Source organism: Collinsella sp. AF20-14LB, assembly GCF_003459505.1.
In the GTDB taxonomy this organism is placed as follows: Bacteria; Actinomycetota; Coriobacteriia; order Coriobacteriales; family Coriobacteriaceae; genus Collinsella.
In genome coordinates this window covers 117,288-141,903 of record NZ_QRWD01000007.1, presented here as the reverse complement: position 1 = coordinate 141,903, position 24,616 = coordinate 117,288, and the positions used below count along the sequence as shown (strand labels likewise).

Annotated in this window: 21 protein-coding genes and 2 tRNA genes; 18 read left to right on the top strand and 5 right to left on the bottom strand. The window is 60.7% G+C overall.

Translation table 11 applies throughout. The features are described 5' to 3' along the window. Window positions 1–167: 167 nt before the first annotated feature. From DWX63_RS05350 to typA, 4 genes are all read left to right on the top strand, one after another. Window positions 168–668 (top strand): bifunctional nuclease family protein, encoded by a 501-nt coding sequence (locus DWX63_RS05350; RefSeq protein ID WP_117756926.1) that lies wholly within the window; start codon window positions 168–170, stop codon window positions 666–668. Window positions 669–701: 33 nt separating this feature from the next. After that, window positions 702–1,058 (top strand): hypothetical protein, encoded by a 357-nt coding sequence (locus DWX63_RS05345; RefSeq protein ID WP_117756927.1) that lies wholly within the window; start codon window positions 702–704, stop codon window positions 1,056–1,058. A 30-nt stretch (window positions 1,059–1,088) separates the two neighbouring features. Continuing rightward, window positions 1,089–1,538 (top strand): hypothetical protein, encoded by a 450-nt coding sequence (locus tag DWX63_RS05340; protein WP_089572580.1) that lies wholly within the window; start codon window positions 1,089–1,091, stop codon window positions 1,536–1,538. Between the two features lie 117 nt (window positions 1,539–1,655). Then, window positions 1,656–3,494, top strand: coding sequence for a translational GTPase TypA (gene typA, locus DWX63_RS05335; RefSeq protein ID WP_006235837.1), 1,839 nt, complete (start codon window positions 1,656–1,658; stop codon window positions 3,492–3,494). A gap of 128 nt (window positions 3,495–3,622) precedes the next feature. On the opposite strand, the gene DWX63_RS05330 is transcribed toward typA, so the two are convergent. Continuing rightward, the gene (locus tag DWX63_RS05330; RefSeq protein WP_117843043.1) at window positions 3,623–4,768 is read right to left on the bottom strand and encodes a polymer-forming cytoskeletal protein; all 1,146 of its coding nucleotides are present in this window, start codon (window positions 4,766–4,768) and stop codon (window positions 3,623–3,625) included. 106 nt (window positions 4,769–4,874) lie between these two features. Further along, entirely contained in the window at window positions 4,875–5,546 is a 672-nt protein-coding gene (locus DWX63_RS05325; protein ID WP_233506731.1) for a trimeric intracellular cation channel family protein, read from the bottom strand. A 322-nt stretch (window positions 5,547–5,868) separates the two neighbouring features. On the opposite strand from DWX63_RS05325, the gene DWX63_RS05320 reads away from it, so the two are divergent. After that, window positions 5,869–6,876 (top strand): hypothetical protein, encoded by a 1,008-nt coding sequence (locus DWX63_RS05320; RefSeq protein ID WP_117843041.1) that lies wholly within the window; start codon window positions 5,869–5,871, stop codon window positions 6,874–6,876. Between the two features lie 190 nt (window positions 6,877–7,066). Here the strand turns inward: DWX63_RS05320 and DWX63_RS05315 are convergent. After that, window positions 7,067–7,157: transfer RNA gene (locus DWX63_RS05315), tRNA-Ser, on the bottom strand. 48 nt (window positions 7,158–7,205) lie between these two features. Beyond that, a tRNA-Ser gene (locus DWX63_RS05310) sits at window positions 7,206–7,296 on the bottom strand. 494 nt (window positions 7,297–7,790) lie between these two features. Here DWX63_RS05310 and rpsF point away from each other — a divergent pair. From rpsF to DWX63_RS05285, 5 genes are all read left to right on the top strand, one after another. Then, window positions 7,791–8,084: a 30S ribosomal protein S6 gene (rpsF, locus tag DWX63_RS05305; RefSeq protein WP_006235831.1), complete on the top strand. Its 294-nt coding sequence runs from the start codon at window positions 7,791–7,793 to the stop codon at window positions 8,082–8,084. Between the two features lie 48 nt (window positions 8,085–8,132). Then, entirely contained in the window at window positions 8,133–8,588 is a 456-nt protein-coding gene (locus DWX63_RS05300; protein WP_117773648.1) for a single-stranded DNA-binding protein, read from the top strand. Between the two features lie 72 nt (window positions 8,589–8,660). Further along, window positions 8,661–8,927 carry a 30S ribosomal protein S18 gene (gene rpsR, locus DWX63_RS05295; protein ID WP_006235829.1) on the top strand — a complete coding sequence of 89 codons (267 nt, stop codon included), beginning with the start codon at window positions 8,661–8,663 and terminating at the stop codon, window positions 8,925–8,927. 15 nt (window positions 8,928–8,942) lie between these two features. Next, window positions 8,943–9,482 carry a 50S ribosomal protein L9 gene (gene rplI, locus DWX63_RS05290; protein ID WP_117843040.1) on the top strand — a complete coding sequence of 180 codons (540 nt, stop codon included), beginning with the start codon at window positions 8,943–8,945 and terminating at the stop codon, window positions 9,480–9,482. A 202-nt stretch (window positions 9,483–9,684) separates the two neighbouring features. After that, window positions 9,685–10,179 carry a nucleotidyltransferase domain-containing protein gene (locus DWX63_RS05285; protein ID WP_117843039.1) on the top strand — a complete coding sequence of 165 codons (495 nt, stop codon included), beginning with the start codon at window positions 9,685–9,687 and terminating at the stop codon, window positions 10,177–10,179. A gap of 71 nt (window positions 10,180–10,250) precedes the next feature. On the opposite strand, the gene DWX63_RS05280 is transcribed toward DWX63_RS05285, so the two are convergent. Next, window positions 10,251–11,327: an IS1595 family transposase gene (locus DWX63_RS05280; RefSeq protein ID WP_158559619.1), complete on the bottom strand. Its 1,077-nt coding sequence runs from the start codon at window positions 11,325–11,327 to the stop codon at window positions 10,251–10,253. 205 nt (window positions 11,328–11,532) lie between these two features. On the opposite strand from DWX63_RS05280, the gene dnaB reads away from it, so the two are divergent. The 8 genes from dnaB (at window position 11,533) to carB (ending at window position 24,418) form a co-directional block, all read left to right on the top strand. Then, window positions 11,533–12,930, top strand: a complete 1,398-nt coding sequence (dnaB, locus tag DWX63_RS05275) for a replicative DNA helicase (protein ID WP_006235827.1) — start codon at window positions 11,533–11,535, stop codon at window positions 12,928–12,930. Window positions 12,931–13,023: 93 nt separating this feature from the next. Beyond that, on the top strand, window positions 13,024–14,310 hold the full coding sequence (locus DWX63_RS05270) for an adenylosuccinate synthase (protein WP_055251352.1): 1,287 nt from the start codon (window positions 13,024–13,026) through the stop codon (window positions 14,308–14,310). Between the two features lie 118 nt (window positions 14,311–14,428). Further along, the gene (gene purD, locus DWX63_RS05265; protein ID WP_117843037.1) at window positions 14,429–15,733 is read left to right on the top strand and encodes a phosphoribosylamine--glycine ligase; all 1,305 of its coding nucleotides are present in this window, start codon (window positions 14,429–14,431) and stop codon (window positions 15,731–15,733) included. A gap of 21 nt (window positions 15,734–15,754) precedes the next feature. Then, window positions 15,755–16,450 (top strand): NUDIX domain-containing protein, encoded by a 696-nt coding sequence (locus tag DWX63_RS05260; protein WP_171021464.1) that lies wholly within the window; start codon window positions 15,755–15,757, stop codon window positions 16,448–16,450. 247 nt (window positions 16,451–16,697) lie between these two features. Further along, window positions 16,698–18,470, top strand: a complete 1,773-nt coding sequence (locus tag DWX63_RS05255) for an ABC transporter ATP-binding protein (RefSeq protein WP_117843036.1) — start codon at window positions 16,698–16,700, stop codon at window positions 18,468–18,470. Window positions 18,471–18,489: 19 nt separating this feature from the next. Continuing rightward, on the top strand, window positions 18,490–19,455 hold the full coding sequence (locus tag DWX63_RS05250; protein WP_117843035.1) for a hypothetical protein: 966 nt from the start codon (window positions 18,490–18,492) through the stop codon (window positions 19,453–19,455). 207 nt (window positions 19,456–19,662) lie between these two features. After that, window positions 19,663–21,102, top strand: a complete 1,440-nt coding sequence (gene carA / locus DWX63_RS05245; RefSeq protein ID WP_117843034.1) for a glutamine-hydrolyzing carbamoyl-phosphate synthase small subunit — start codon at window positions 19,663–19,665, stop codon at window positions 21,100–21,102. Between the two features lies 1 nt (window position 21,103). Continuing rightward, window positions 21,104–24,418 carry a carbamoyl-phosphate synthase large subunit gene (gene carB / locus DWX63_RS05240; RefSeq protein ID WP_117843033.1) on the top strand — a complete coding sequence of 1,105 codons (3,315 nt, stop codon included), beginning with the start codon at window positions 21,104–21,106 and terminating at the stop codon, window positions 24,416–24,418. Window positions 24,419–24,616: the final 198 nt, after the last annotated feature.

The window sequence follows — 24,616 nt, the reverse complement described above, 5'->3', positions numbered from 1 at the left end:
TGGAAACGGATGTTCTATCGGGACACACATTTTGTCCTATAAGCCTCAAAAAAGCCCCGTCCCAAATTAACTACTTTGATTTTGTGTGCTGTGCGAAAGATTGGGTAGTATAGCTATTCAATGCGGCGGGCTGCCGCGTGTTAACCGCTACGTACCGGAGGTGTTCCATGGTTCGTGTCGACATAGAGACCATCGTCATGGCCGCCGGTCCCGTGCCATCGCTTATCGTGCTTCGTGAGCGCAGCAGCAAATCGGACTCGCCCGCGCCGCTGCGTTCCCTTTCCATTCAGACTGGTTCGTTTGAAGCTGCTGCCATCAGCCGCGGCATCGATAGCGGCCGCGCCGAGCGCCCGATCACCCATGACCTGTTGCTCGATACCGTTGACGCCCTGGGCGCCAAGCTCGAGCGCATCGAGATCGTTCGCGCCGAGCCGCCGGTGTTCTACGCGACGATCGTCGTACTGGCCGATGGCGAAGAGCGCAAGATCGACGCTCGTCCCAGTGATGCCATTGCCCTTGCCGTGCGCAGCAATGCTCCCATGTTTGTGGAGGACGACATCATGAATCGCCTGGGCACTGTTTCCACCCACGCCGAGGATGTCGACGACGAGCAGGAGTTCGAGAAGTTCGACGAGTTCGTCCATACGCTCTCCCCCGATGACTTCTAAATGCGGGGCGGCAGGGTTGCGGAGTGTTCGCTGATGGCCAGCGGTATGTCGGCTGAGGCGGCGGCCATTGCGCGCGAGGCCCAGATGCGCTCGGAGGCATCCGAGGCGGCACGCATTGCCTATGTGACGCAGGCCCGCACGCTTCGCGAGCGCCGCGGCTCGTTTATCAAGATGGTTGTCGTCTCCGCCCTTGTCGCGGCAATCTGCTCGCGCCTTCGTGGTACAGTTGGTGCGCTTGGGTTTTCGATTTCAACAGGCTTGGTAATCTGGGGTGTGGTCGATGCAGTAATGCTGACCAACCAGATCAAGGTACTCGACAAGCGCGCGATGGATATGATGCGCGCCCGCGACGCTGCCGCCAAGATCGCTGCCGAGGCACAAGAACTGTAACGACGCCAGACTCGATGGGAAGGTCTAAAGATGGCACAGGATATGCAGGACGCCGGTAACGTCTCCGCCGAGCTCGACGCCATGGTGTGTGACCTGATTGGTGCGTTCTTGGACGACCTTGCCGCCGGCGAGAACCCGGGCGTAGTTGTGGCGATCGAGGACGCTGCTTCCAACCGATATCTGGCGGCGCTCGACGAGGACGGCGAAGAGGCATGCCTCGAGGCGGCCACCAACTTTATCTCCGAGCACAAGATGGGTCTTAAGGACGAGGGCCTGGGCCGCATCGCCCGCTATGCCATCGGCTACACCGGTTGTGTCGAAATTGACGGCGGCTATCACGACGCCCTGCTCGTGAGCTTCTTCGAAACCACGCTCGAGAGCGGTTTTTCGGCATACGTGCTGTATGAGGGCATGGGTGCCGGCGATGGTTTTATGTGGAGCGACCCTGAACCTGCAGGTGAGGAAACCCCTCTTATCTAAAATCGCTAAAATAAACGAGTTTTCGGTAAAAGGCTCAATATTCCCGCTGAGCGTTGTATCGCTGGGCGGGCCGCATACGCGTGCCGTTTGTATATGGATAGAAGATAGGGGAACTACATGCGCGTAGACAATCTGAGGAACATCGCCATCATCGCCCACGTCGACCACGGCAAGACGACGATGGTCGACAAGCTCCTGCGTGCCACGGACGCCTTCCGTGCCAACCAGCAGGTCGAGGACCGCGTCCTGGACTCTAACGACCAGGAGCGCGAGCGCGGCATTACGATTCTCGCCAAGAACATCTCTATCGAGTACAAGGACGTCAAGATCAACGTCATCGACACCCCGGGCCACGCCGACTTTGGCGGTGAGGTCGAGCGCGTGCTGCGTATGGCCGACGGCGCCCTGCTGCTGGTCGACGCTTTTGAGGGCCCCATGCCCCAGACCCGCTTCGTGCTGCGTCACGCTATCGACACCGGCCTCAAGATCATGATCGTTATCAACAAGATCGATCGTCCGGGTGCCAACCCCGAGAAGGCCTACAACGACTGCCTGGACCTTATGGCCGACCTGGGTGCCACCGACGACCAGCTCGAGTTCGCCATGGAGCACGTGGTCTACGCCAGCGCCATGAATGGCTTTGCCCGTCTTGACCCCAACGACGGCAACATGGACATGTATCCGCTGCTCGATATGATCATCGACGACATGCCCGCTCCCGAGGTTGACGAGAATGCCCCGCTGGCCATGCAGTGCGTGACCATTGACCACTCCAACTTCGTTGGCCGCATCGGCATCGGTCGCGTGTACTCCGGCACCATCCATCAGGGCGATCAGATCCTGGTCGTCAAGAACGACGGCTCCAGCGCTACCGCTACCGTCAAGCAGCTCTTTACCTTCGACTACCTGGGCCGCACCGAGTGCCAGGAAGTCGGCGCCGGTGACATCGCCGCCGTCGTGGGCATCGACCGCACCGATATCGGCGATGTCTACACCGATCCCGAGAACCCCGTCGAGCTCGAGCCCATCGAGATCGACCCGCCGACCCTGTCCATCGTCTTTGAGGCTTCGACCTCCCCGCTCGTCGGTCGCGACGGCGACATCGTGGGCGCCCGTCAGCTCAAGGAGCGCCTGTTCAACGAGGCCGAGAACAACGTAACCATGAAGATCGAGGAGCTCGAGGACAAGAGCGGCGTCGAGGTCTCGGGTCGCGGCATCCTGCACCTGTCCGTTCTGATGGAGTCCATGCGTCGCGAGGGCTTTGAGTTCCAGGTTGGCCGTCCTCGCGTTCTGTTTAAGAAGGACGAGAACGGCAACAAGATGGAGCCCGTCGAGCAGGCCGTCGTCGAGTGCCCGGACGAGTACTCGGGCAAGGTCGTTGAGGTCTTCGGTACCTCCGGCGGCATCATGACGAGCATGGATACCTCGGGCATCGTGACGCACCTCGAGTTTAAGATCCCGACCCGCGGCATCATGGGCCTTAAGAACCGCATCATGAACGTCACCCACGGCGAGGGCGTGTTCTACCACACCTTCTTGGAGTATGGCCCCTACGCCGGCGAGATCGGCAACCGTCAGAACGGCGCCATGATCTCCATGACCACCGAGAAGGCCGTCGCCTACGCTCTGGGTACGCTGCAGGAGCGCGGCCAGCTGTTTGTTGAGCCGGGCACCGAGTGCTACGAGGGCATGATCGTGGGCGAGCGCAGCAAGGCCGGCGACATGGTCGTCAACATCGCCCGTACCAAGAACCTGGGCAACCAGCGTTCCTCGACCTCCGATATCTCCGTCCAGCTGGTGCCGCCTCGCACCTTCTCGCTGGAGGAGGCGCTGGAGTACATCGCCGACGACGAGCTGGTCGAGATTACTCCCAAGAACATCCGCCTGCGCAAGCGTCTGCTCAATGCCACCGACCGCAAGAAGGCTGCCGTCCGCGCCGGCCAGGTCAACAAATAAGCGCCGGGCTTTATAGCTTTAATGAGAAAGGGCGTCGACCGCAATGGTCGGCGCCCTTTTTGGTGCATGGGGATTGAGGCGGCCTACGCCACCACAAAGGTGCCTGTCCCCTTTGTGGTGGTTGGTGGTTAGGCGGTGGGAAGGCCTGGCGTGTTAGCCGGCTGCTGCGGCTTGAGGTGGGCGTTGTGCCAAATGATTTGGATGACGTAGCCGAGCGTGAAGACGAAGGCTACGCCGCTGACAAAGTTGCCCATAAGAGGAAGTGTCGTGAGTGCGCCCGCGACGATACCGCCCGCGGCGGCCATGGCGAAGCGGTTTTGGTTGTGTCCGACCATGCGTGCGATCGCGGTACCCGTAAATGCCGCCGAGACCAAAGCGATGCCGATGATGCTGCACATGAGGGCTCCGGCGAGCGACAGGCCTGCAATCGAGATGATAAGCAGCAGGACGGCGGGAGCGATGGCGACCGTGCCCAGAAGGCCACTTACCCACAGTGGCATGGGATGCTGATGGAGCATGCCGGCGGCGCTGGCGGTTGCGCGCGGAAAGACAAGCTCAAGCAGGATAGCGACAAAGCAGGTGGAAAGCGCTGCGGCAACGATGCCGCCGATCATGTCGTTGACCGTAGAGGTGTTCTCGTTCTCGGTCCGGTCGATCTTGAGGGCTCCAACCTGGGCGCCCTCGGCCCGCTCGGGGTCCTGTGAGACGTGGGCGTTCACCGTGCCGGTGATGCGGGCGTTTTTACCCAGGATGAGCTTGTCGGCCCAGACTTCAACATTGCCATCGACGGTGCCGTCGATGGTAACGGTGTCGCCGGCAAGCGCCGCCGATTTGGCGGAGCCGCGCAGGGCGACCGTTTCGCCCGCCGCGTAAAAACAGTTAGCGGTGCTGCCGGTGTTGAGCACGACGTGCTGGCCGGCCACCGTGACGCTGCCATCGATTGCGGTTTTGGCGATATCGATGGTGCGTGCCGCCAGACGAACGGCGCCGCCTACGGTGCAATCGCGAATCGACAGGCTCTCACCCGCCGCGATAATATCGCGGCCGATGGAGGCGTCGTCTAGGTTGAGACTTTGGCCGGCCCAGTACAGGTCGCCTTCGATACCGGACGGAGTTGAGTCAACTTCGGTTGCGAGCACGTTTCCCGCGGTGTCGGTGCCGGCGAACGACACCGTAGGAAGTGCGGTGAGCGCGAGCGCAATCAGCGCGAATAGGATGGTGATGCGGGCCTGCGTTTTGTGGCGCCGGATCGACGGTACTTGGTTGCAAGGCATAGTGAATCCTTCGTTAGATACTCGACAGGTATCTAACAGGGTACCCAACGCGCGGGCGCTCTAAAAGAATCTCTCGGTTGCATTTCGAGGGGTTGTGCTGTGCTACCTACTTTTTACGGTGCAAAAAGCGCGCGATGTCTTCCTCGGTAGGGCTTTTGATGTCAAAGCGCAGTGATAGCCAGCGCAGCCCCATGGTCACCACAACGCATACGACCAGCGCGGCAACATTGCTCATGAGGCCGCTCATGACGAGGGCTACATAGCTTGCCGATCCGGCGATGGCCGCGATGGCATAGAAGTTGGTGCGTTGGAAAATGCCCGGGACCACGCCCATAAAGCCGTCGCGCAGCATGCCGCCGCCCACGGCGGTGAAAAAGCCCATCATGATGCACACGGCGGGTGCAAATCCGTAGACCAGCGCCTTGTCCGCGCCGGTGGCCGCATAGATGCCGACCGAGATGATGTCGAGCAGGGGAATGAGTTTTTCGGGCTTATCGACGATTGCCGGGAAGATATAGATGATGGCGGCTGTGGCGATGGAGAGCGGTAGTGCCATGGGCTGGTTGAGGATGTAGACGTTGCCGACCTGGAGCGTCATATCGCGCAAAAGACCGCCGCCCAGACCGCAGACCACCGCGAGCGCGACCGCGCCCACCAGGTCGAGCTTGTGCTCGCGAGCGACCAGCACGCCCGAGATCGATGCCGCGACAACGGCGAACATCTCGAGCCAAAATGGGATAGCGACCATGGCATCCGAGGCGTGTGAAGTAACAGTCATAGCGGCGACGACGGGCAAGATGAGGTCCTTTGATTCTCGGGTTTGAACAATGCCCGTACATAGTACATGGTTGGAGGCGATTGAGACCCTATTGCTCGGCAAACGGTAGGGACTGGGCGCGGGCGTGGCGTTACTGGAATGCCAGGGGTCCAAAACATGTACGTCACCCTCCAAAAACGACATTTTCCGACATCTTTGGAGGCTGACGTACATGTTTGGATTGAGCTCACAGCATGAGTGAGTTGATTTACTCACATCCGGTATATTTCCCCACTTCAACGGACATAAGAGTTGGATACCGGCTCAGAGCGAGAGGCTCTCAATGGATACCCCTGTTCTCATTTCGCATAAAACCGCATGGCTTGTCCATCATGCACCCCAGAATTTGGTTCAGTCTCTTGCGCGGCACGACTACCAGATAGGCGCACAAGGCATCTCCACCCAGCAACGTGTTGCGCGCATACGACAGGCCCTTACCGACTGTGGCATTCCGTCCGATATGCTTAAGACTATCGATATCGCGGTTGTATTCGAATTTGAGCGAATTCGTACCAAAGGCGTCGTTTGCCACATTCTTGGACAAAATCTTCCCTACGAGCATATTAACGAGTTGACGCCCGGCATCTTTATCACCGACGAAGCCTTCACCTTCGTGCTCGCCGCCGAATGGATGGATAGGATCGAATATCTCGAATATGGCTATGAAGTTTGTGGCGATTATCGCATGAGGCTCAATCCCGCCGACCCTTATGCCGAGCAACCAGCCACTTCCTCCAAGGATGAAATAACCGAACTGCTCGATCGGCACCCCGGCAAACCCGGTGCCACGCGTGCACGGCTCGCGCTCAGGCACATCTACGATCACTCGGCCTCGCCTATGGAGACCGCTTCGGCAATCGCCCTCTCGCTCCCAACAAGCGAAGGCGGCGTTGGCATCCGAGGTATCGAACTCAACAAACCGCTCGAGATCCCTCAACGTCTCTGGCATTGCGCCAAAGCTCGAACACTCAAAATCGATGCGCTCGTGACCTACAAGCGCAGGGAGCTCGGTATCGAATATAAGGGCGGTTTTCACGATGAGCTCGAGCGCAAGGGAGCAGATGCGGAGCGAGAGGCCGTTCTCTCCCAAATGGGATATCGAATCGTTACGCTCACTTCGGCTCAGTTCGGCAGCCAGCTCGCCTTTCACCGCGCCATGAACAACATTCGCGAAGCGCTCGGCATGCCTCGCTGTACCGACACCGGTTACCAGCGAGAGCAAAACGAACTACGCAAGGCGCTAATCCGCAACTGGAAAGGCATGCGAGACGAAGAGGCGCCTTCCGAATAGTGCCACTCCCGTGAGCTCAATCCAAACGTGTACGTCAGCCTTCAAAGATGTCGAAAAATGTCGGTTTTGGAGGCTGACGTACATGTTTTTGAGGGAAGGGCGGGTTCGAATCCCTCCTCCTCCGCCGTATTTGCTTGTAAGGGACTCTAAACAAAAAAGCCCCCGTTTTCGGGAGCTTTCTCAACCAAAATGGCGGAGGAGGAGGGATTCGAACCCTCGTGACCTTATACAGGCCAAACGGTTTTCGAGACCGCCGCATTCAACCACTCTGCCACCCCTCCGCGTGGGGTAAAAACAAAGCAGGCTCGAAGGCCTGCTTTGGAATTAACTGGCGGAGAGTCAGGGATTTGAACCCTGGAGACGCTTTTGACGCCTACACGATTTCCAATCGTGCTCCTTCGGCCACTCGGACAACTCTCCGTTAAATGCGAAAGTCAGTATACACGAGGAACCGCAAAGTGCAAACAGAAAAGTTGGCATTTTTTAAAACGCTTGGCTTCGTGACGGGATCCAGGAGGCCAAAAACGGGCTCTGACCAGCATGGCTGCATACGGCAAATTGTTCAAAATGGGTATTTATATACGAGGTGACAGCAATTTTAAAAATCTTTGAACGGTGTTGCGAACCACTGGTATGCATTTCGCGACCACAGCTTTGCAATTGCTGACCTGCGGTTTGATTTGGTTTGTCCCCGCAGCGCCGTATCTTGTCCACAGATCCGTCAAGCATTTGGTCGGCATTTGGTTGGAAGACGCATGAAGCGCCGTGTGAGTATGGACATATGTGGAGGTCATGAGGTTGTAGCTGCATATTCTTGCAGCCTGGGAGGTTGAAAGATATTATTACCAAGTCTTTTCCTGCTTCAGGCGCACCTTCACGACCTGAAGCCACATTTGCCCAGAGGAGGTGACAATATGAAGGCTTATGAACTGCTGTTCTTTGTTGACCCGTCGCTCGACCCCGAGACTCGTCTCGCTGTTATGAAGCGTATCGATACCACGATCGCTGAGGGCGCTGGCAAGGTCGACTCCGTTGACGAGTGGGGCAAGCGCAAGCTCGCCTACGAGATCAACGACCTCACCGATGGTGACTACACCCTCATCAACTTCCACGCAGATCCTACCCAGATCGCCGAGCTTGATCGCGTCCTGCGCATCACCGACGCTGTGGTCCGCCACATGATCGTCCGTCGCGACGACCAGGAGTAAGACTGTCGTTTTGGACTGGGCTTGTGCCCCAAGAGGAAGTAGTGAGTTATGAGCATCAATCGAGTGAACATCACCGGTAACCTCACGCGTGATCCCGAGCTGCGCGCCACCGCCGGCGGAACCCAGGTTCTGTCCTTTGGCGTCGCCGTGAACGATCGTCGCCGCAACCCGCAGACTGGCGAGTGGGAGGACTATCCCAACTTTGTCGACTGCACTATGTTCGGTACGCGCGCCGAGGCCGTGAGCCGTTTCCTGGCAAAGGGAAACAAGGTCGCGATCGAGGGCAAGCTGCGCTACAGCTCTTGGGAGCGCGACGGCCAGCGCCGGAGCAAGCTTGAGGTCATCGTCGATGAGATCGAGTTTATGAGCTCCCGTGGTGGCCAGGGTGGCTACGATCAGGGCGGCTACGCCCCCGCAGCCCCTGCAGCGCCCGCACCTCGTCCTGCCGCACCGGTGGCTACGCCGCCCGCGGTCGACGTCTACGATGAGGACATCCCGTTTTAAGGGCTGTTCACCTATTTTTGAGTGAGAGGCGGCTTCGGTTCTCCGAAGTTGCCAAACGAAAGGTATTTTGACATGGCTAATGATTTTTCTGCACGTCAGCCGCGTCGTAAGTACTGCCAGTTCTGCAAGGAGAACACTGAGTTCATCGACTATAAGGACACTCAGCTTCTCCGTAAGTACATGACCGACCGTGGCAAGATCAAGCCCCGTCGCGTCACTGGCGCTTGCACGCAGCATCAGCATGACATCGCCAACGCCATCAAGCGCGCCCGCGAGATGGCTCTCCTGCCGTACACCGTCCCCGTGGTTTCCTCTCGTGGCAACCGCGACCGCGGCTAAGAAGGGAGACGCATCATGAAGGTTATTCTTCTCGATGAGATCAAGGGCAAGGGCGGCGAGGGTGACGTCGTAGAGGTCGCTCAGGGTTACGCTGAGAACTTCCTGTTCCCCAAGAAGCTCGCTGTTGCCGCCACCAAGGGCAACCTCAAGCAGCTTGACGAGCGTCGCAACAACATCGCCAAGCGCGAGGCCGTCCGTCTGGCTACCGCCAACGAGACCAAGGCTGCCCTCGAGGGCAAGCAGGTCACCGTCGACGTCAAGGTCGGCGACGAGGGCATCCTCTTTGGCTCCGTCACCGCCGCTATGATCGCTGACGCCATCAAGGATCAGCTCGGTATGGACATCGACCGCAAGCGCGTCGAGCTCGGTAAGCCCATCAAGGTTGCCGGTGCCCACACCGTTGCCATCTCGCTGTACCGCGAGATCAAGGCCGAGGTTGTCGTTCTCGTCGGCGTTACCGCCGAGGAGCTCGCTGCCGAGGCTGAGGTCGAGGAGGCCGCTGAGGTCACCGAGGCCGAGACCGCCGAGGTCGAGACCGAGGCTGCTGCCGAGTAGCATTTGCTGCAACGCAACAATCTTGTTCTAAGAAGGGCGCTCTGGGAGACCAGGGCGCCCTTTTATTTTTTGCGCTGGGGGAGTGTCGTGGCAGCCATTGAGATGCGGTCCCGTGTATGCGTTGTGTTAGACCGCTTTGGATACAGGGACTTTTCCTATAATCTTTCTTGCTTAGATAGCAGGCGAAAGCGAAGGAGCTCCTATGGTCACCAAGGATGATGCGTGTTGGATAATCGGCCTTTCCGCAGGTGCGGGCATCGACGTATATCTTGATGGCGGCTGGGGCGTCGATGCGCTTGTCGGGCGTGAGACCAGGGCCCATAACGACATCGACCTGTTCGTTCAGCGCGGGGATTACCAAAGGTTCGTGGATCTAATTGCTGATGAGGGGTTTTCCGAGGTGGCTGCATCTTTCACCACCGAAGATCACACGGTGTGGCAAGACGAGGCGGGGCGCATCGTCGACCTGCATTGCTTCGATTTCGCCGAGAATGGCGATATTCTGTATCAGGGAGATCGTTTTCCCGGGGAGGTCTTTTCGGGGAGGGGGCGCATCGGCGAGGTGGAGGTGTCGTGCATCGACCCCGAAAGCCAGCTGTTGTTTCACTTGGGCTATCAGCATGACGAGCACGACGTCCACGATGTCATGCTCCTATGCCGTGAGTACGGTTTCGACGTTCCCGAAGAATATCGCTAGCTGTTGCTATTTGCATCGGGGCACGACTTCAGCGCTTGCCGCAGATGCGCTGCGCCAGACCGCCCTGGACATCACGCCACGCCGTATATGGCCCTCCGCGCACGCGAGTCCCATTTCGCCTGCTTGATCCAGTACTCGTAGAACGGATAGGGGGTCGCCTTGTACTGGCGCCAGGTCTTCTCGTACGTGCCGCGGGCCGCCTGCCTCACTATGAGCTCGGTGAGCTCGTCCGCGCTCCTGCGGACCTTGAAGCACCATGTCCACTTGAACCAGGCGAGGTAGTTCTCGAGGCGTCTCGTGGAGACGCCCCGGAACCTGCCGATGAAGTGCCTCATCTGGGAGTGGAGGCTGTTCACCCTGTTGATGGCGTGCTCCTCCCTCTTGCTGGCGATGTGCGCGCCGACGCCGAGGGCGGGCAGGACGCGGCGGTACACGTGAGCCCGGTCCGTCGAGATTATCGCGCCGACCGCGAGCTTGTCGGCGAGCAGCTCCCTGGCCGCCGCCTCGTCGAGGCCGCCCCTCCCCGCGATCTCGTAGAAGATGTCGCCGGCGTCGTTGATGAGCACGCATATCTTCTCGTGCCCGTCGGTTCCCTGCGACCTTGTGCGGGGCTTCCTGGGCACGCCGGACTCCGACCTGGAGCGGTTTCCCTTAAAGCTCTCCCTGAAGAAGCGCTCGTCGAGCTCGGCCCCGCCGCCGGCCTCCACGCGGAAGGCGGGCATGCGCTTGGCCATGGCCTCGAGCAGCCTGTGGCGCATGAAGAACGCCGTCTTGAGGCACACGCCGCACTTTTCCGCCGACTCGCGCAGCGGGAGCATGTCCACGTGGCACTCCGCGAACCTCATCCAGGCCGACCTGTCGAGCTTGGTGGTGGAGAAGATGCGCATGGTGGCGTCGGTGAAGGTCCTGGCGCACCCTCGGCAGAGGAACCGCTGACGGCCGCGCCCGTCTCGCCCCCTCTTCACGTAATGCGGGGAGCCGCACCAGGGGCAGGCTCTGTCGGGATCGTCTTCCGCCCCCTCGCTTGCCGCGAGGTCGAAAAGCTCCGCGTCTATCAGCGCCTTGAGCGATCTCAGGGCCCTGCTCTTCTCGGCAGCCGTCATCTGCGGGAGGAGCTGCCTCGTCAGCTGGGTGAGCACGTCTTCCATTGCAACCTCCATCTCTCCTGATGATGGAATTGTCGCAACCGGGGCCCCGTCGCGTGTACTGCGTGCAGGACACTTATCCAAAGTGGTCTAACACAACGCGTGTATGGGACCGTTCGCCCGTTTGGTTCGGTGATGATTGTTAAGGCGCGCCTCGATTTAAAGCTGTGGCTGATACTATGGATGCTCGCAAGCGATATGAATGAGGATGCTCATGGCATATGACGATAGGGAGACCGGGCTGACGGTTGAGGACCGCGGCTCCAAGTTGGGTCTTCCCCAAAACCAAGATGCAGAGGCCAATGTACTGGCCGCTATGCTGCTATCGCCCGAGGTGGTCGAAGAGGCCCAGGTCGAGCTGCAGCCCGATGACTTCTACCGGCCCATTCATAAGACCATCTATACCGCGATGGTCGATATGTACAACAGCCGCATTCCCATCGACTCCATCTCGCTGATCGATTACCTGCGAAGCATCAACAAGCTTGATGCCGTGGGCGGCGAGGCCTACATTTTGGAGCTGATGGGTCAGACCCTGTCGCTCGTCAACTGGCAGCACCATGCCGCTATCGTTCGCCGCGATTCGATGCTGCGTGAGCTGATCGGCGCCACCAACGAGATCAACGCGCTGGCCTATAACGCTCCCACCGATACCAAAGAGGTCGTGGAGCTGGCCGAGAGCAAGCTGCTCAAGGTCACGGCGCGCGAGGTCAAGTCGAGCTACAAGACGCTGACCGAGTTTATGGTCGAGGCCTATAACGAGGCCGAGGAAGTGTGCCAGGCAGGCGGCCAGGCTGCGGGCGTGCCCACGGGCTTCCCGTCGCTCGACCGCATGCTCATGGGTTTTCGCGAGGGCCAGCTCATCATCATCGGCGCCCGCCCTGCTGTGGGTAAGACGTCGTTCGCCCTGAATCTGGCGCTCAACGCTGCCGCGGCCGGTTATACCGTCGGCTTCTTCTCGCTGGAGATGTCGGGCAAGGAAATTGCCCAGCGTCTGATTTGCGCCTACGCCATGATTTCGATCAGTGACTTCCGCATGGGCCGCATTAGCCCCGAGCAGTGGGCCAATATCAACGAGGCCACGCAGACCTTGTCCAAGCTCGATATTCTGATTGACGATACGCCCGGCACCACAGTGACCGAGATTCGCGCCAAGAGCCGCCGCATGCTCCACAACAAGGAGAAGGCCATCATCATCCTGGATTACCTGCAGCTGGTGAGTCCTCCGCCGGGACGCCGCTCCGAGAGCCGTACCGTCGAGGTCTCCGAGATGTCGCGTGGTCTGAAGATCATGGCCAAGGAACTCAAGATCCCGCTCATCGCGCTGTCGCAGCTCTCGCGTCAGGTCGAATCCCGTACCGGCAAGCGCCCGCAGCTTTCCGACCTTCGTGAATCGGGCTCCATCGAGCAGGACGCCGATATCGTTATGTTCTTGGACCGCTCCGCCGACGAGGCCGAAGCCTCGCGCGACGATCGACCAGACGAGGGCGTTACGCGTATCGTCGTGGCCAAGAACCGTTCGGGCCCGATCGGCGACGTCGACCTGATGTTCCTGCCGGCATCCACCAAGTTCTATGAGCTTGATGGGGCACATGCCGAGGAGTAGGACAGGCGCCCGTTGCACGGGTATACTGGGAATGTTTTGTGCTTCTGCGTGCCGGCGTGGCGCGTAGACAGTCCATGAATGTAAGGAGTAAACATGCCGTCAACCGTTTTGGTCGGTGCCCAGTGGGGCGATGAGGGCAAGGGTAAGATCTGCGACCTGGTCGCCGGCGACTTCGATGCCGTCGTGCGCTACTCGGGCGGCAACAACGCCGGCCACACCATCGTCGTCAACGGCAAGAAGTACGGCCTGCACCAGGTGCCCTCCGGCATCATGTATTCCGACCATGTGTCGGTGATCGGTAACGGCTGCGTCGTCAACCCCAAGGTTGTCCTTGAGGAGATCGACATGTTCGAGGCCGACGGCATCACCACCAAGAACCTCAAGATTAGCGGCAACGCGCATGTCATCATGCCGTACCACATCGACCTGGATGGCGCCTTTGAGCAGAAGCTCGGCAAGAAGAACATCGGTACCACCAAGCGCGGTATCGGTCCGTGCTATCAGGACAAGATGGCCCGCATCGGCCTGCGCATGCAGGATATGCTGGACGAGGCGCTGTTCCGCGACAAGCTGGAGACCGCTCTCGCCCGCGTGAACCCCGAGCTTGAGCTCATCTACAACCTGCCCACCTACACCGTGGACCAGATTTGCGACGAGTACCTGCCCATGGCCGAGCGCCTGCGTCCCTACATCACCGAGACGAGCCTGCTGCTCAACAACATGATCGATGAGGGCAAGGACCTGCTGTTCGAGGGCGCCCAGGCGACGTTGCTCGACATCGACCACGGCACCTATCCGTACGTGACGTCTTCCAACTGCACCGCCGGCGGCGCCATCACCGGCTCCGGCGTGGGCATGAAGAACGTCGACCGCGTGCTGGGCGTCATGAAGGCCTATATCACCCGCGTCGGTTCGGGCCCCATGCCCACCGAGCTTTCCTATGAGTCCGAGGCCGGTCACACGCTGACCGAGGAGGGCTATGAGTACGGTGTGACCACCGGTCGCCGTCGTCGCTGCGGCTGGTTCGACGGCCCCATCGCCAACTACGCCTCACGCGTCAACGGCCTCACCGATATCGCCCTGACTAAGCTCGACGTGCTTTCGGCCTTCGACACCATCAAGGTGTGCGTGGCCTACGACGTCGATGGCGAGCGCTACACCAGCGTGCCCGAGCATCAGGTGCGCTTTGAGCATGCCAAGCCCATCTACGAGGAGCTCCCCGGCTGGAAGTGCGACATCACCGGTTGCCGCAGCTTTGATGAGCTGCCGCAGGAGGCTCAGGACTACGTGGCGTTTATCGAGGATCTGGCACACACCCGCGTGACGTTCATTGGCGTCGGCGCCGGTCGCGAGCAGATCATCAACCGATTCTGGAAGTAATCGGGACTATTTGGTTATTGCGATATACCCCTTTGCAGCCCAAGCGGGCGGCCGAGGGGTATATTTGCTTGCAAAGGGCTCGCGCGGAGCGGGCCATTCATCCATAGAGGAGGCACCCTTGAAGGCGGACACTCAAACCATCGACATCCTGTTGTTGGGCAGCGGCGGCCGTGAGCATGCTTTGGCAGCTAAGCTCGCAGCATCACCGCGCGCCGGCAAGCTCTACATCGCGCCGGGCAACGGCGGCACCGCGAGCTGCGGCGAGAACGTTGTTCTCGACGACTGCGATCCTGCGGCCGTGGCGGCGTTTGCGCAGAGCCACGGATGCGGACTCGTGGTAATTGGCCCCGAGGCTCCGCTCGTGGCGGGCGTGGCCGACGCCGTGCGCGCGGTGGGTATTCCCTGCTTTGGCCCGGGTGCCGAGGGCGCCCAGATGGAGGGCTCTAAGCTGTTCTCCAAGCAGCTCATGGAGCGCGCGGGCATTCCGACGGCAGCCTACGGCTCGTTTACCGACGAGGCTTCGGCTCTTGCTTATGTGCGTGAGCAGGGCGCTCCGCTGGTCGTCAAGGCCGACGGCCTTGCCGCGGGCAAGGGCGTTATCGTGGCGACCGAACTTGAGCAGGCCGAGGAGGCCGTGCGCGAGTGCTTTGGCGGCACCTTTGGCGATGCCGGCAACACCGTGGTTATCGAGGAGATGCTGACCGGCCCCGAGTGCTCGCTTTTGGCCTTTACCGACGGCAAGACCGTGCGCCCCATGGCCACCTCGCAGGACCACAAGCGCGCGCTCGAGGGCGACAAGGGCCCCAACACCGGCGGCATGGGTGTCTACAGCCCGGTGCCCATCGTGACCGACGAGGAGCACGCCACCATGGTGGCGGTCATGGAGCAGACCGTTGCCGAGCTTGCTGCCGAGGGCATCGACTACCGCGGCTGCCTGTACGGCGGCTTTATGCTCACGCCCGCCGGCCCCAAGGTGCTGGAGTTCAATGCCCGCTTTGGCGACCCCGAGACGCAGGTCGTGCTGCCACGCCTTAAGAACGACCTGGTTGAGGTCATGCTGGCCTGCGCCAACTGTGAGCTCGATCAGATTGAGCTCGACTGGCGCGACGAGTGGGCCGTGGCCGTTGTCCTGACGAGTGCGGGCTATCCCGGCAGCTACGAGAAGGGCAAGGTCATCACCGGTATCACCGAAGCCGAGGCCATGGAGAACGTGACCGTGTACCACGCGGGCACTGCTGTGGTGAACGGCCAGCTCTTGACCAATGGTGGTCGCGTGCTTGCCGTGACCGCTCTGGGCGACACGTTCGAGAACGCTCGCAACCTTGCCTACGAGGCCTGCGAGAAGATTGATTTTGAGGGTAAGACCCTGCGTCACGACATCGGCCTGCGCGCGCTGCGCGGCCGCGACGCCTGGGATGCCTAAAGTCCGAGAGGAATGAGACGGATGGACGAAAAGAACGAAGAGCTCGTGGATGCGCAGATCGTCGAGGAGGACAGCCGCGTGTATGGGCACGCCGAGGGCGAACCTGGTGGCGAGGTCGCTGACGAGCCGGCGCTGGTGCTGGGCGACGATGACCCGCACGATGCCGAGCTGCACGAGAAGATTCTTTCGGAGGAGTGCGCCTGGAAGGGCAAGATCCTCGACGTCCACCGTCTTGAGGTTGAGCTGCCCAACGGTCGCCGCAGCGCCCGCGATATCGTTCGCCATCCGGGTGCGGCGGCCGTTGTGGCGCTGACCGAGAGCGGCAAGATCGTACTGGTGCGTCAGTACCGCACCGCCATCGACCGCGTGACGGTCGAGATTCCCGCCGGCAAGCTCGATCCAGGTGAGGACCCGCTCGATTGCGCCAAGCGCGAACTGCATGAGGAGACGGGCTTTAGGGCTGGTCGTATTCGCTTTTTGACGTCGATTGTCACGTCATGCGGTTTTTGCGATGAGATCATCCACATCTACTTGGCTACCAAGCTCGAGTTTGATGCGCCCAACCCCGACGATGACGAGTTTGTCAACGTGGACCTGGTGCCGCTGCACGAGCTGATCGACGCCGTGCTCGACGGCAAGATCGAAGACGCTAAGACCGTCGTGGGCGCCTTGGCCTGCGATAGCATCGCGCACCGCTTGGGCGGGGCCGAGCTCTAGGTTACGCGGTTTTACCAAACCGCGTAACGAGTCGACGCTGCAAACGCCCCTAAGCGGCAATCTGCCTTTCAATCGTCGCTCGCGTACCGAAGTACGCGTCGCTCCTCTTTCAAGGCACCTTGCTCGCTTAGGGACGTTTTCGCTGACGCTGCCAGAACATCGGCGTTATGCTTGTTGGGACGCTTTGTTTTCAGCCTGACCGGTTCAACCGGATTTCTCACGCTATTTATTTCTCTTCGAGGATTGCATGTTTAAAAGGTTTCTCTCGTATTACGAGCCCCAGATGGGGCTTTTTGTTGCCGATACTGTTTGCGCTCTGGTGCTTGCCGCCATTGACCTTGCGTTTCCTATTATTCTGCGCAATTTGACCGGTGGGCTGTTTACTCAGGGTCAGGCTGTCATTATGCAGGCGCTCGGCATGATCGCGGTGGGCTTGGTGCTGATGTATGCCGTCCGCTGCGCCTGCCGCTATTTTGTGAGCTATTGGGGTCACGTGATGGGCGCGCGTATGGAGTCCAAAATGCGCGAGGACCTGTTTGACCAGTATGAGCGCTTTAGCTTTGCGTACTTTGACCGCAACAGCTCGGGCGACATGATGAGCCGCGTGGTCAACGACCTGTTCGATATCTGCGAGGCGGCGCACCACGTGCCCGAGTGGATCATCATCTGCGGCATCGAGATTATCGGCTCGTTTGTGATCCTCTTTACCATCGCCCCGGTGCTGGCGCTCGCCATGGCTGTGGCGACAGCAGCGTTTGCGGTCATCATGTTTTGGCAGAACATGCGCATGCGCGAGGTCTTTAGCGACAACCGCAAAAAGATCAGCGGCATCAATGCGCAGCTGCAGGATTCGCTGGCGGGCATGCGCGTGGTCAAGAGCTTTGCCAATGAGGAGACCGAACGCTTCAAGTTCCGCGCCTCCAACAATCGCTACCTTTCGTCCAAGGAGAACATGTATCACGCCATGGGCGTCTATACTGCGACGTATGGCCTGCTCTCGGGTGTGCTCTATGTGATCGTGGTACTGCTGGGCGGCTGGCTGGTCGCCCAGGGACAGCTGCAGGCGGTCGATATGGCGACCTTTGCACTCTATATTTCGCTGTTCTGCACGCCGCTCGAGACACTCGTCAATTCGGCCGAAACGTATCAGAAGGCTATCGCCGGCTTTAAGCGTATGGACGAGGTGCTCTCGACCGCGCCGGATATCCAGGACAAGCCGGGCGCTACGGATCTGCAGGTGACTGCCGGCGCCGTGGAGTATCACGACGTGTGCTTTAACTACGAGGATGTTGAGCTGGGCGAGGGCGATGCCGACGAGCGTCCCGTTATCGACCATATGGACCTGTCCATCAAGCCCGGGCAGACCATCGCTTTGGTTGGCCCTTCGGGCGGTGGCAAGTCCACGACCTGTTCGCTGCTGCCGCGCTTTTATGACGTGGCCGCCGGATCCATTAGCATCGACGGCCAGGACGTGCGCGATGTGACGCAGCAGAGCCTGCGTCGCGCCATCGGCCTGGTGCAGCAGGATGTCTATCTGTTTGACGGCACGATTGGCGAGAACATCGCCTACGGCAAGCCGGGCGCTACGGCAGGAGAGATCGCCGAGGCCGCCCGTCGCGCCAACATCGATGCCTTTATCGAGTCGCTTCCACAGGGCTATGACACGGTCGTGGGCGAGCGCGGCAGCCGTCTTTCGGGCGGACAGAAACAGCGCGTTGCCATCGCGCGTGTGTTTCTCAAGAATCCCAAAATCTTGATCTTGGACGAGGCGACGAGTGCTTTGGATAACGAGAGCGAGGAGGCGGTCCAGGAGTCGCTCGAAGAGCTGGCACGCGGCCGTACCACAATCATCATCGCCCACCGTCTCTCGACCATTAAACACGCCGATGAGATTGCGACCGTTGAGCATGGTCGCGTTGTGGAACGTGGCACGCATGAACAGCTTCTCGCCCGTGGCGGCACCTATGCCCGTTACTATCGAATGCAGTTCGAAGGTGCGCGTGCGCACGAGCTCGACTGATTGATATGACAGGAAGTTTATGGCTGACAAGAACCCTTTGACTCCGGAAGAAGTGACGGAGTTATTCTCCGAAATCGATGCATCCGGTGTCTTGGATCCCACGCTTGCCAAAAAGCGAACCGAGCGCATGCGTGAGAAGGAGGCTGCGGCCAAGCGCGGTGACAAAGCGGCGCTAGCGCAGCTGCGCAGCGAGGACCGCGCGAGCCAGGCAAAACATATCGACCCGCTGTCCGAGGATGATCCTTCGGGTTCGCAGGTGAGTCATACCATTACGAAGACCGCGATGGCCGTGGTCATTGGTATTTTGGTGCTGATCGTGGGCATGCAGATTGGCTACGGCGTGATGCGTCGCCTGAACACCGCCAACCTGTCCGAGAGCGTTTCGGTCGATACCGTTTCGACGGCGCTGAAGGGCGGCCTTGAGTGGGGCAACGGCTTTACGCAGTTCCCGCTCGACTTTACCGTCGATGAAGCCGATGAGCGTACGGGCACGGTCGAGGTGACGGTGTTGGACACATCGTCTGCCAACGAGCTCGAGCTGCTGTCCAACGGGCAGATTCAGGCCGCGGCGCTTGCGACCAACGCGTTGCTCAACGATAAGATCGACCGCGTGGTGTATAACGTTCACGCCTATATCGACGAGGATAGCAACATTCAGCACGATTCCTTCTTTGGCATGTTTCCCGCCCAGGGCCACCAGAGCGCCATCCTGACGTTCGTGTGGACCAAGAGCTCATCCAACGCTACGAGTATCGACTGGAAGATGCGCATCGTGAGTATGGATGACACCATCGCCGAGCGCATTCAGAAGCAGGTGAACTCGGTGTCGTCGTTGATTGAGGACCCGGTGGTGAGCCAGACCAAGATTGACGAGGAAAAGGCCGAACGTGACCTGGAGTATCGTCTGCATGGCCGCGAGATTTTCCGCGGCGGCAAGCCCGATCGCTCACCGTCCGAACTGCTGGAGCAGGACAAGATAAAATAAGACGCCATCATCCCGCGTGAGCCACAAGCCCCGCGGGATGATTTTTCCGGGACGGGGATTAAAAAATCATTATGCATAGAAAGTCATAATTATCATTTCGTAAACATTTCGATGAAATTAACGCCATGAGGCATGCTTGCGGTTACAATACCGCGAGGCCTAACTGCACACCTTTAAGCCGGTCCTGTGAGACCGGGAAGGAGAACTATGGCGAACAACCATATTGCGGGCGCTGCCGCCCGCACCATCGCGCCCAGCGAGCTGTGCCAGCGTATGCTGGCCAAAACCAGCAAGGGCGCTTGCGGTCCCTGCACCCTGTATCTTGAGGATGGGACCATTTTTTATGGACGCGCATGCGGCGCCGAGGGCACCGCGACCGGCGAAGTCTGCTTCAACACCTCGCTCGAGGGCTACTTTGAGGTCATGACCGACCCGAGCTATGCCGGCCAAATCGTAACCATGACCTATCCGCAGATCGGCAACTACGGTATCGACGAGACCGATGTCCAGTCGGCCTTCCCCGGCGGCGCCGTGCGCCCTGCGAGCGCTCCGGCCATGCGTGGCATGATCGTTCGCGACATGTGCGCCACGCCTTCTAACTGGCGCTCGGCCGTCAGCGTGCCGGAGTACCTGCGCGCTCACGGCATCGTCGCTATCGAGGGCGTCGACACCCGCGCTCTGGTGCGCCACCTGCGCGACAACGGCTCCAAGATGGGCATTATCTCGACCGAGATCTTCGACGTCGACGAGCTTGCCGAGCGTCTGGCCGCAGCGCCCACGCTGGTAGGCGAGAACCTGGTCAAGACCGTAAGTTGCCCCGCGCCTCACGAGTTTGTGGCCGCCGACCTGCCTGCCACGCATGACTTTGCGCTGGCTCCTGCTGCTCCCGCCCGCCACAACGTGGTCGCGTACGACTGCGGTGTGAAGCGCGGTATTCTGGAGGGCCTCGTCCGCGCCGGCTGCGGCCTTACCGTCGTGCCGTGGGATACGCCCGCGAGTGAGGTGCTCGACATGAATCCCGACGGCGTCTTTTTATCCAACGGCCCCGGCGACCCCGACGCCGTGGTGGAGACCTATGAGCAGGTGCAACAGCTGATCGGCAAGGTGCCGGTCTTTGGTATTTGTCTTGGTCACCAGATGATCAGCCTGGCCTGCGGCGCCCAGATGGAAAAGCTTAAGTTCGGTCACCGCGGTGGCAACCAGCCGGTCATGAACCTGGTAAGCCGTCGCGTGGAGATTACCGCGCAAAACCACGGCTTTGGCCTGCTGTTCCCCAGTCTGGGCAAACTGATTCCGGAGCTTTCCGGCGGCGAAACCGAGCATGCGGCCGATGGCGACCTGCGCGCCTGGGTGCGTCGCGGCGTCGCGCCGGTCGTGATGAACGAGCGCTTTGGTCGCATTCGCCTGACACATGTGAACCTCAACGACGGCACCGCCGAGGGCATCCAGCTGCTCGACGCCCCGTGTTTCTCGGTCCAGTACCACCCCGAGGCTTCGCCCGGCCCCACCGATGCCCACTATCTCTTTACCGCCTTTACGCGACTCATGGACGGCGAGGAGAACTACCTGGACATCGACACCGCGAAGGACCGCCTCGCCGGCTGGAATTTCGCCGAGTCCGAGAACGCTGCGACCGAGGAGAACTAACATGCCTAAACGTACTGACATCAAGCGCATCCTCGTTATTGGTTCGGGCCCCATCGTTATTGGCCAGGCCTGCGAGTTCGACTACTCCGGCGCCCAGGCCTGCAAGGTGCTCAAGGAGGATGGCTTTGAGGTCATCCTGGTCAACTCCAATCCGGCGACCATCATGACCGACCCGGGCTTGGCCGACCGCACCTATGTTGAGCCTATCACCGCCGAGTTTATCGAGCGCGTGATCAAGAAAGAGCGCCCGGACGCGCTGCTGCCCACGCTGGGCGGCCAGACCGGTCTGAACGCCGCCGTCGAGCTGGCAAAGGACGGCACGCTCGACAAGTACGGCGTCGAGATGATCGGCTGCGACCTGGCCGCTATCGAGCGCGGCGAGGACCGCAAACTCTTTAACGAGGCCATGGCCGAGATCGGCCTGGAGGTCGCGCGCTCGGGCTATGCCTACAGCGTGGCCGACGCCGAGGCTATCGCCGAGCGCGTGGGATATCCCTGCGTACTGCGCCCGAGCTTTACCCTCGGTGGCGCTGGCGGCGGCATCGCGCATACCCACGAGGAGCTCGTCTCCATCGTGAGCCAGGGCCTTGAGCTCTCGCCTGCCCATGAGGTGCTGGTCGAGGAGTCCATCGAGGGTTGGAAAGAGTATGAGATGGAGGTCATGCGCGACCACGCCGGCAACGGCATCATCGTGTGCTCCATCGAGAACCTCGACCCCATGGGCGTGCACACCGGCGACTCCATCACCGTGGCGCCAGCGCAGACCCTCTCCGACCTTGAGTATCAGCGCATGCGTGTCGCGTCGCTCGCCATTCTGGAGAAGATCGGCGTCGAGACCGGCGGCTCCAACGTGCAGTTTGCCGTGAACCCCCAGACCGGCCGCCTGATCGTCATCGAGATGAACCCGCGCGTGAGCCGTTCGTCCGCACTGGCCTCCAAGGCCACGGGCTTCCCCATCGCCAAGGCCGCCGCTCGCCTGGCCGTGGGCTACACGCTCGACGAGATCGTCAACGACATCACCAAGGCAACGCCCGCCTGCTTTGAGCCCACGATCGACTACTGCGTGGTCAAGGTGCCGCGCTTTGCCTTCGAGAAGTTTAAGGGTACCGACCCCACGCTCACCACGCGCATGAAGGCCGTGGGCGAGATTATGGCGATCGGCCGCACCTTTGAGGAGGCCTTCGGCAAGGCCATGCGCTCACTGGAGGACGGTCACCAGGGCATCTGCGCCGGTGGCAAGGAGGGTGCCGACAAGCTGAGCGACGATGAGCTCGCTCAGGCCGTGGCAACCCCGACCGAGCACCGCATCTTCTTTGTGGTCGAGGCCCTGCGCCGTGGCTGGGACATCGCCCACATCCATGCCATCTGCGGTATCGATCCGTGGTACCTCAACCGTATCAACGACATGGTGCAGGTTCAGGAGAGCATCCGCGGCCTGCGCGTGGAGGACATTGACGCCGACGCGATGCGCCTGCTCAAGCAGTATGGCACGAGCGATGCCGAGATTGCCGCGCTGACCGGCTCGGACGAGCGCTTTGTGCGCGCTTACCGTAAGGGTCTGGGCGTGGTCCCCAGCATGAAGACGGTCGATACCTGCGCTGCGGAGTTCTCGAGCGCCACGGAGTACCATTACAAGACCTACGAGAATATCTTCCGCACGAGCCCGGACGCCAAAAAGTGCGTGGCTCCCGACGAGACCACGCCGGCAGACAAGCCCAAGGCGATGATCCTGGGCGCCGGCCCCAACCGCATTGGCCAGGGCATCGAGTTCGATTACTGCTGCGTGCACGCGAGCTACGCGCTGGCGGCCCGCGGCTTCGAGACCATCATGGTCAACTGCAATCCCGAGACCGTTTCGACCGACTACGATACGTCCGATCGCCTGTACTTTGAGCCGCTCACCTACGAGGACGTCATGGACGTCATCGATGTTGAGCGACCCGACGGCGTCGTGGTGACGCTCGGCGGTCAGACCCCGCTTAAGCTGGCGCGCATGCTCGAGGAGAGCGGCGTGAACATCATGGGTACCAAGCCCGACGCCATCGACTTTGCCGAGGACCGCGAGCGTTTTGCCGCTCTGCTCGACAAGCTGGGCATCATGTACCCGCCGGCGGGCCAGGCCACCTCGTTTGAGGAGGCCGAGGCCGTGGCCGCGCACATTGGCTACCCGCTGCTGGTGCGTCCGAGCTACGTGCTGGGCGGCCGCGGCATGATGATCGCCTACGATGCCGAGCATCTGCGCGATTACATGGCCGAGGCTGCGCGCATTAGCCCCGACTACCCGGTATACCTGGACCGCTTCCTGGAGGGTGCGATCGAGTCCGATGTCGACGCCCTGTGCGATGGCGAAGAGGTCTACATCGGCGGCATCCTGGAGCATATCGAGGAGGCCGGTATTCACTCCGGCGACTCCGCGACCTGCATCCCGCCGTTCAGCTTTAGCGAGAGCCTGCAGGCAAAGCTTCGCGAGACCACGCGCCGCATCGCGATGGCGCTGGGCGTACGCGGCCTGGTCAACGTGCAGTACGCCATCAAGGGCGAGACCGTCTACGTGATCGAGGCCAACCCGCGCGCGAGCCGCACCGTGCCGTTTATCTCCAAGGCCACCGGCGTGCCGCTTGCCAAGTGCGCGGCGCGTATCATGGCGGGCGATTCCATCGCGAGCCTGGGCCTGCCGAGCGACGAGCGTCAGCTGGACTGGTTCTGCATGAAGGAAGCCGTTATGCCCTGGGGTCGTTTCCCCGGTGCCGACGTTATCCTGGGGCCCGAGATGAAGTCGACCGGCGAGGTCATGGGTATCGCCAAGAGCTATCCCGAGGCATACGCCAAGACGCAGCTGGCGATCGACTACAACCTGCCCGACCCGAGCGCCGGCAAGGTGTTCATCAGCGTGTGCGACCGCGACAAGCGCCATATCCTTTCGGTCGCCCGCATCCTGCGCTACCTGGGCTTTGATATCTGCTCCACCGAAGGTACGGCGCGCGTGCTGCGCGGCGGCAACGTGACCTGCGAAATCGTGGAAAAGATCAGCGGCCCACATGATGGCGAGCGCCCCAACATCGGCGACCTCATCGCCGATGGCAAGATCGCGGTGATTATCAACACGCCGTACGGCCCGGGTTCGCGCGGCGACGGCTATCTGTTGCGTACCGAGGCGGTGCGCCGCGGCGTAACCTGCGTGACCGCGATGTCCGCTGCCAACACGTACGTGAGTGCCATCGAGGCGGTGCGCGAGGACCAGCAGGGTCACGGCAGCGCCAACGACATGGGCATGGACGTCATCGCCCTGCAGGACCTGCCGCAGCACACGGTGTAATGTGACCTGGTCGGCCGGGGCGGCAGCCGGACACTTTCTCTCGGAAACTGGGCTTCGCGAAGTTTTCCGAGAGAAAGGTCCGCCTCCCGCCCCGGCCTGCGGTGACTTGGCTGCACCGTGTGCTGCCGAAGGGGCTTTGCGCGATGACTAGGGCTGAAAAAGAAAGTGAGTATGGGCGCCGTCGTTCGTCTGAGCGAC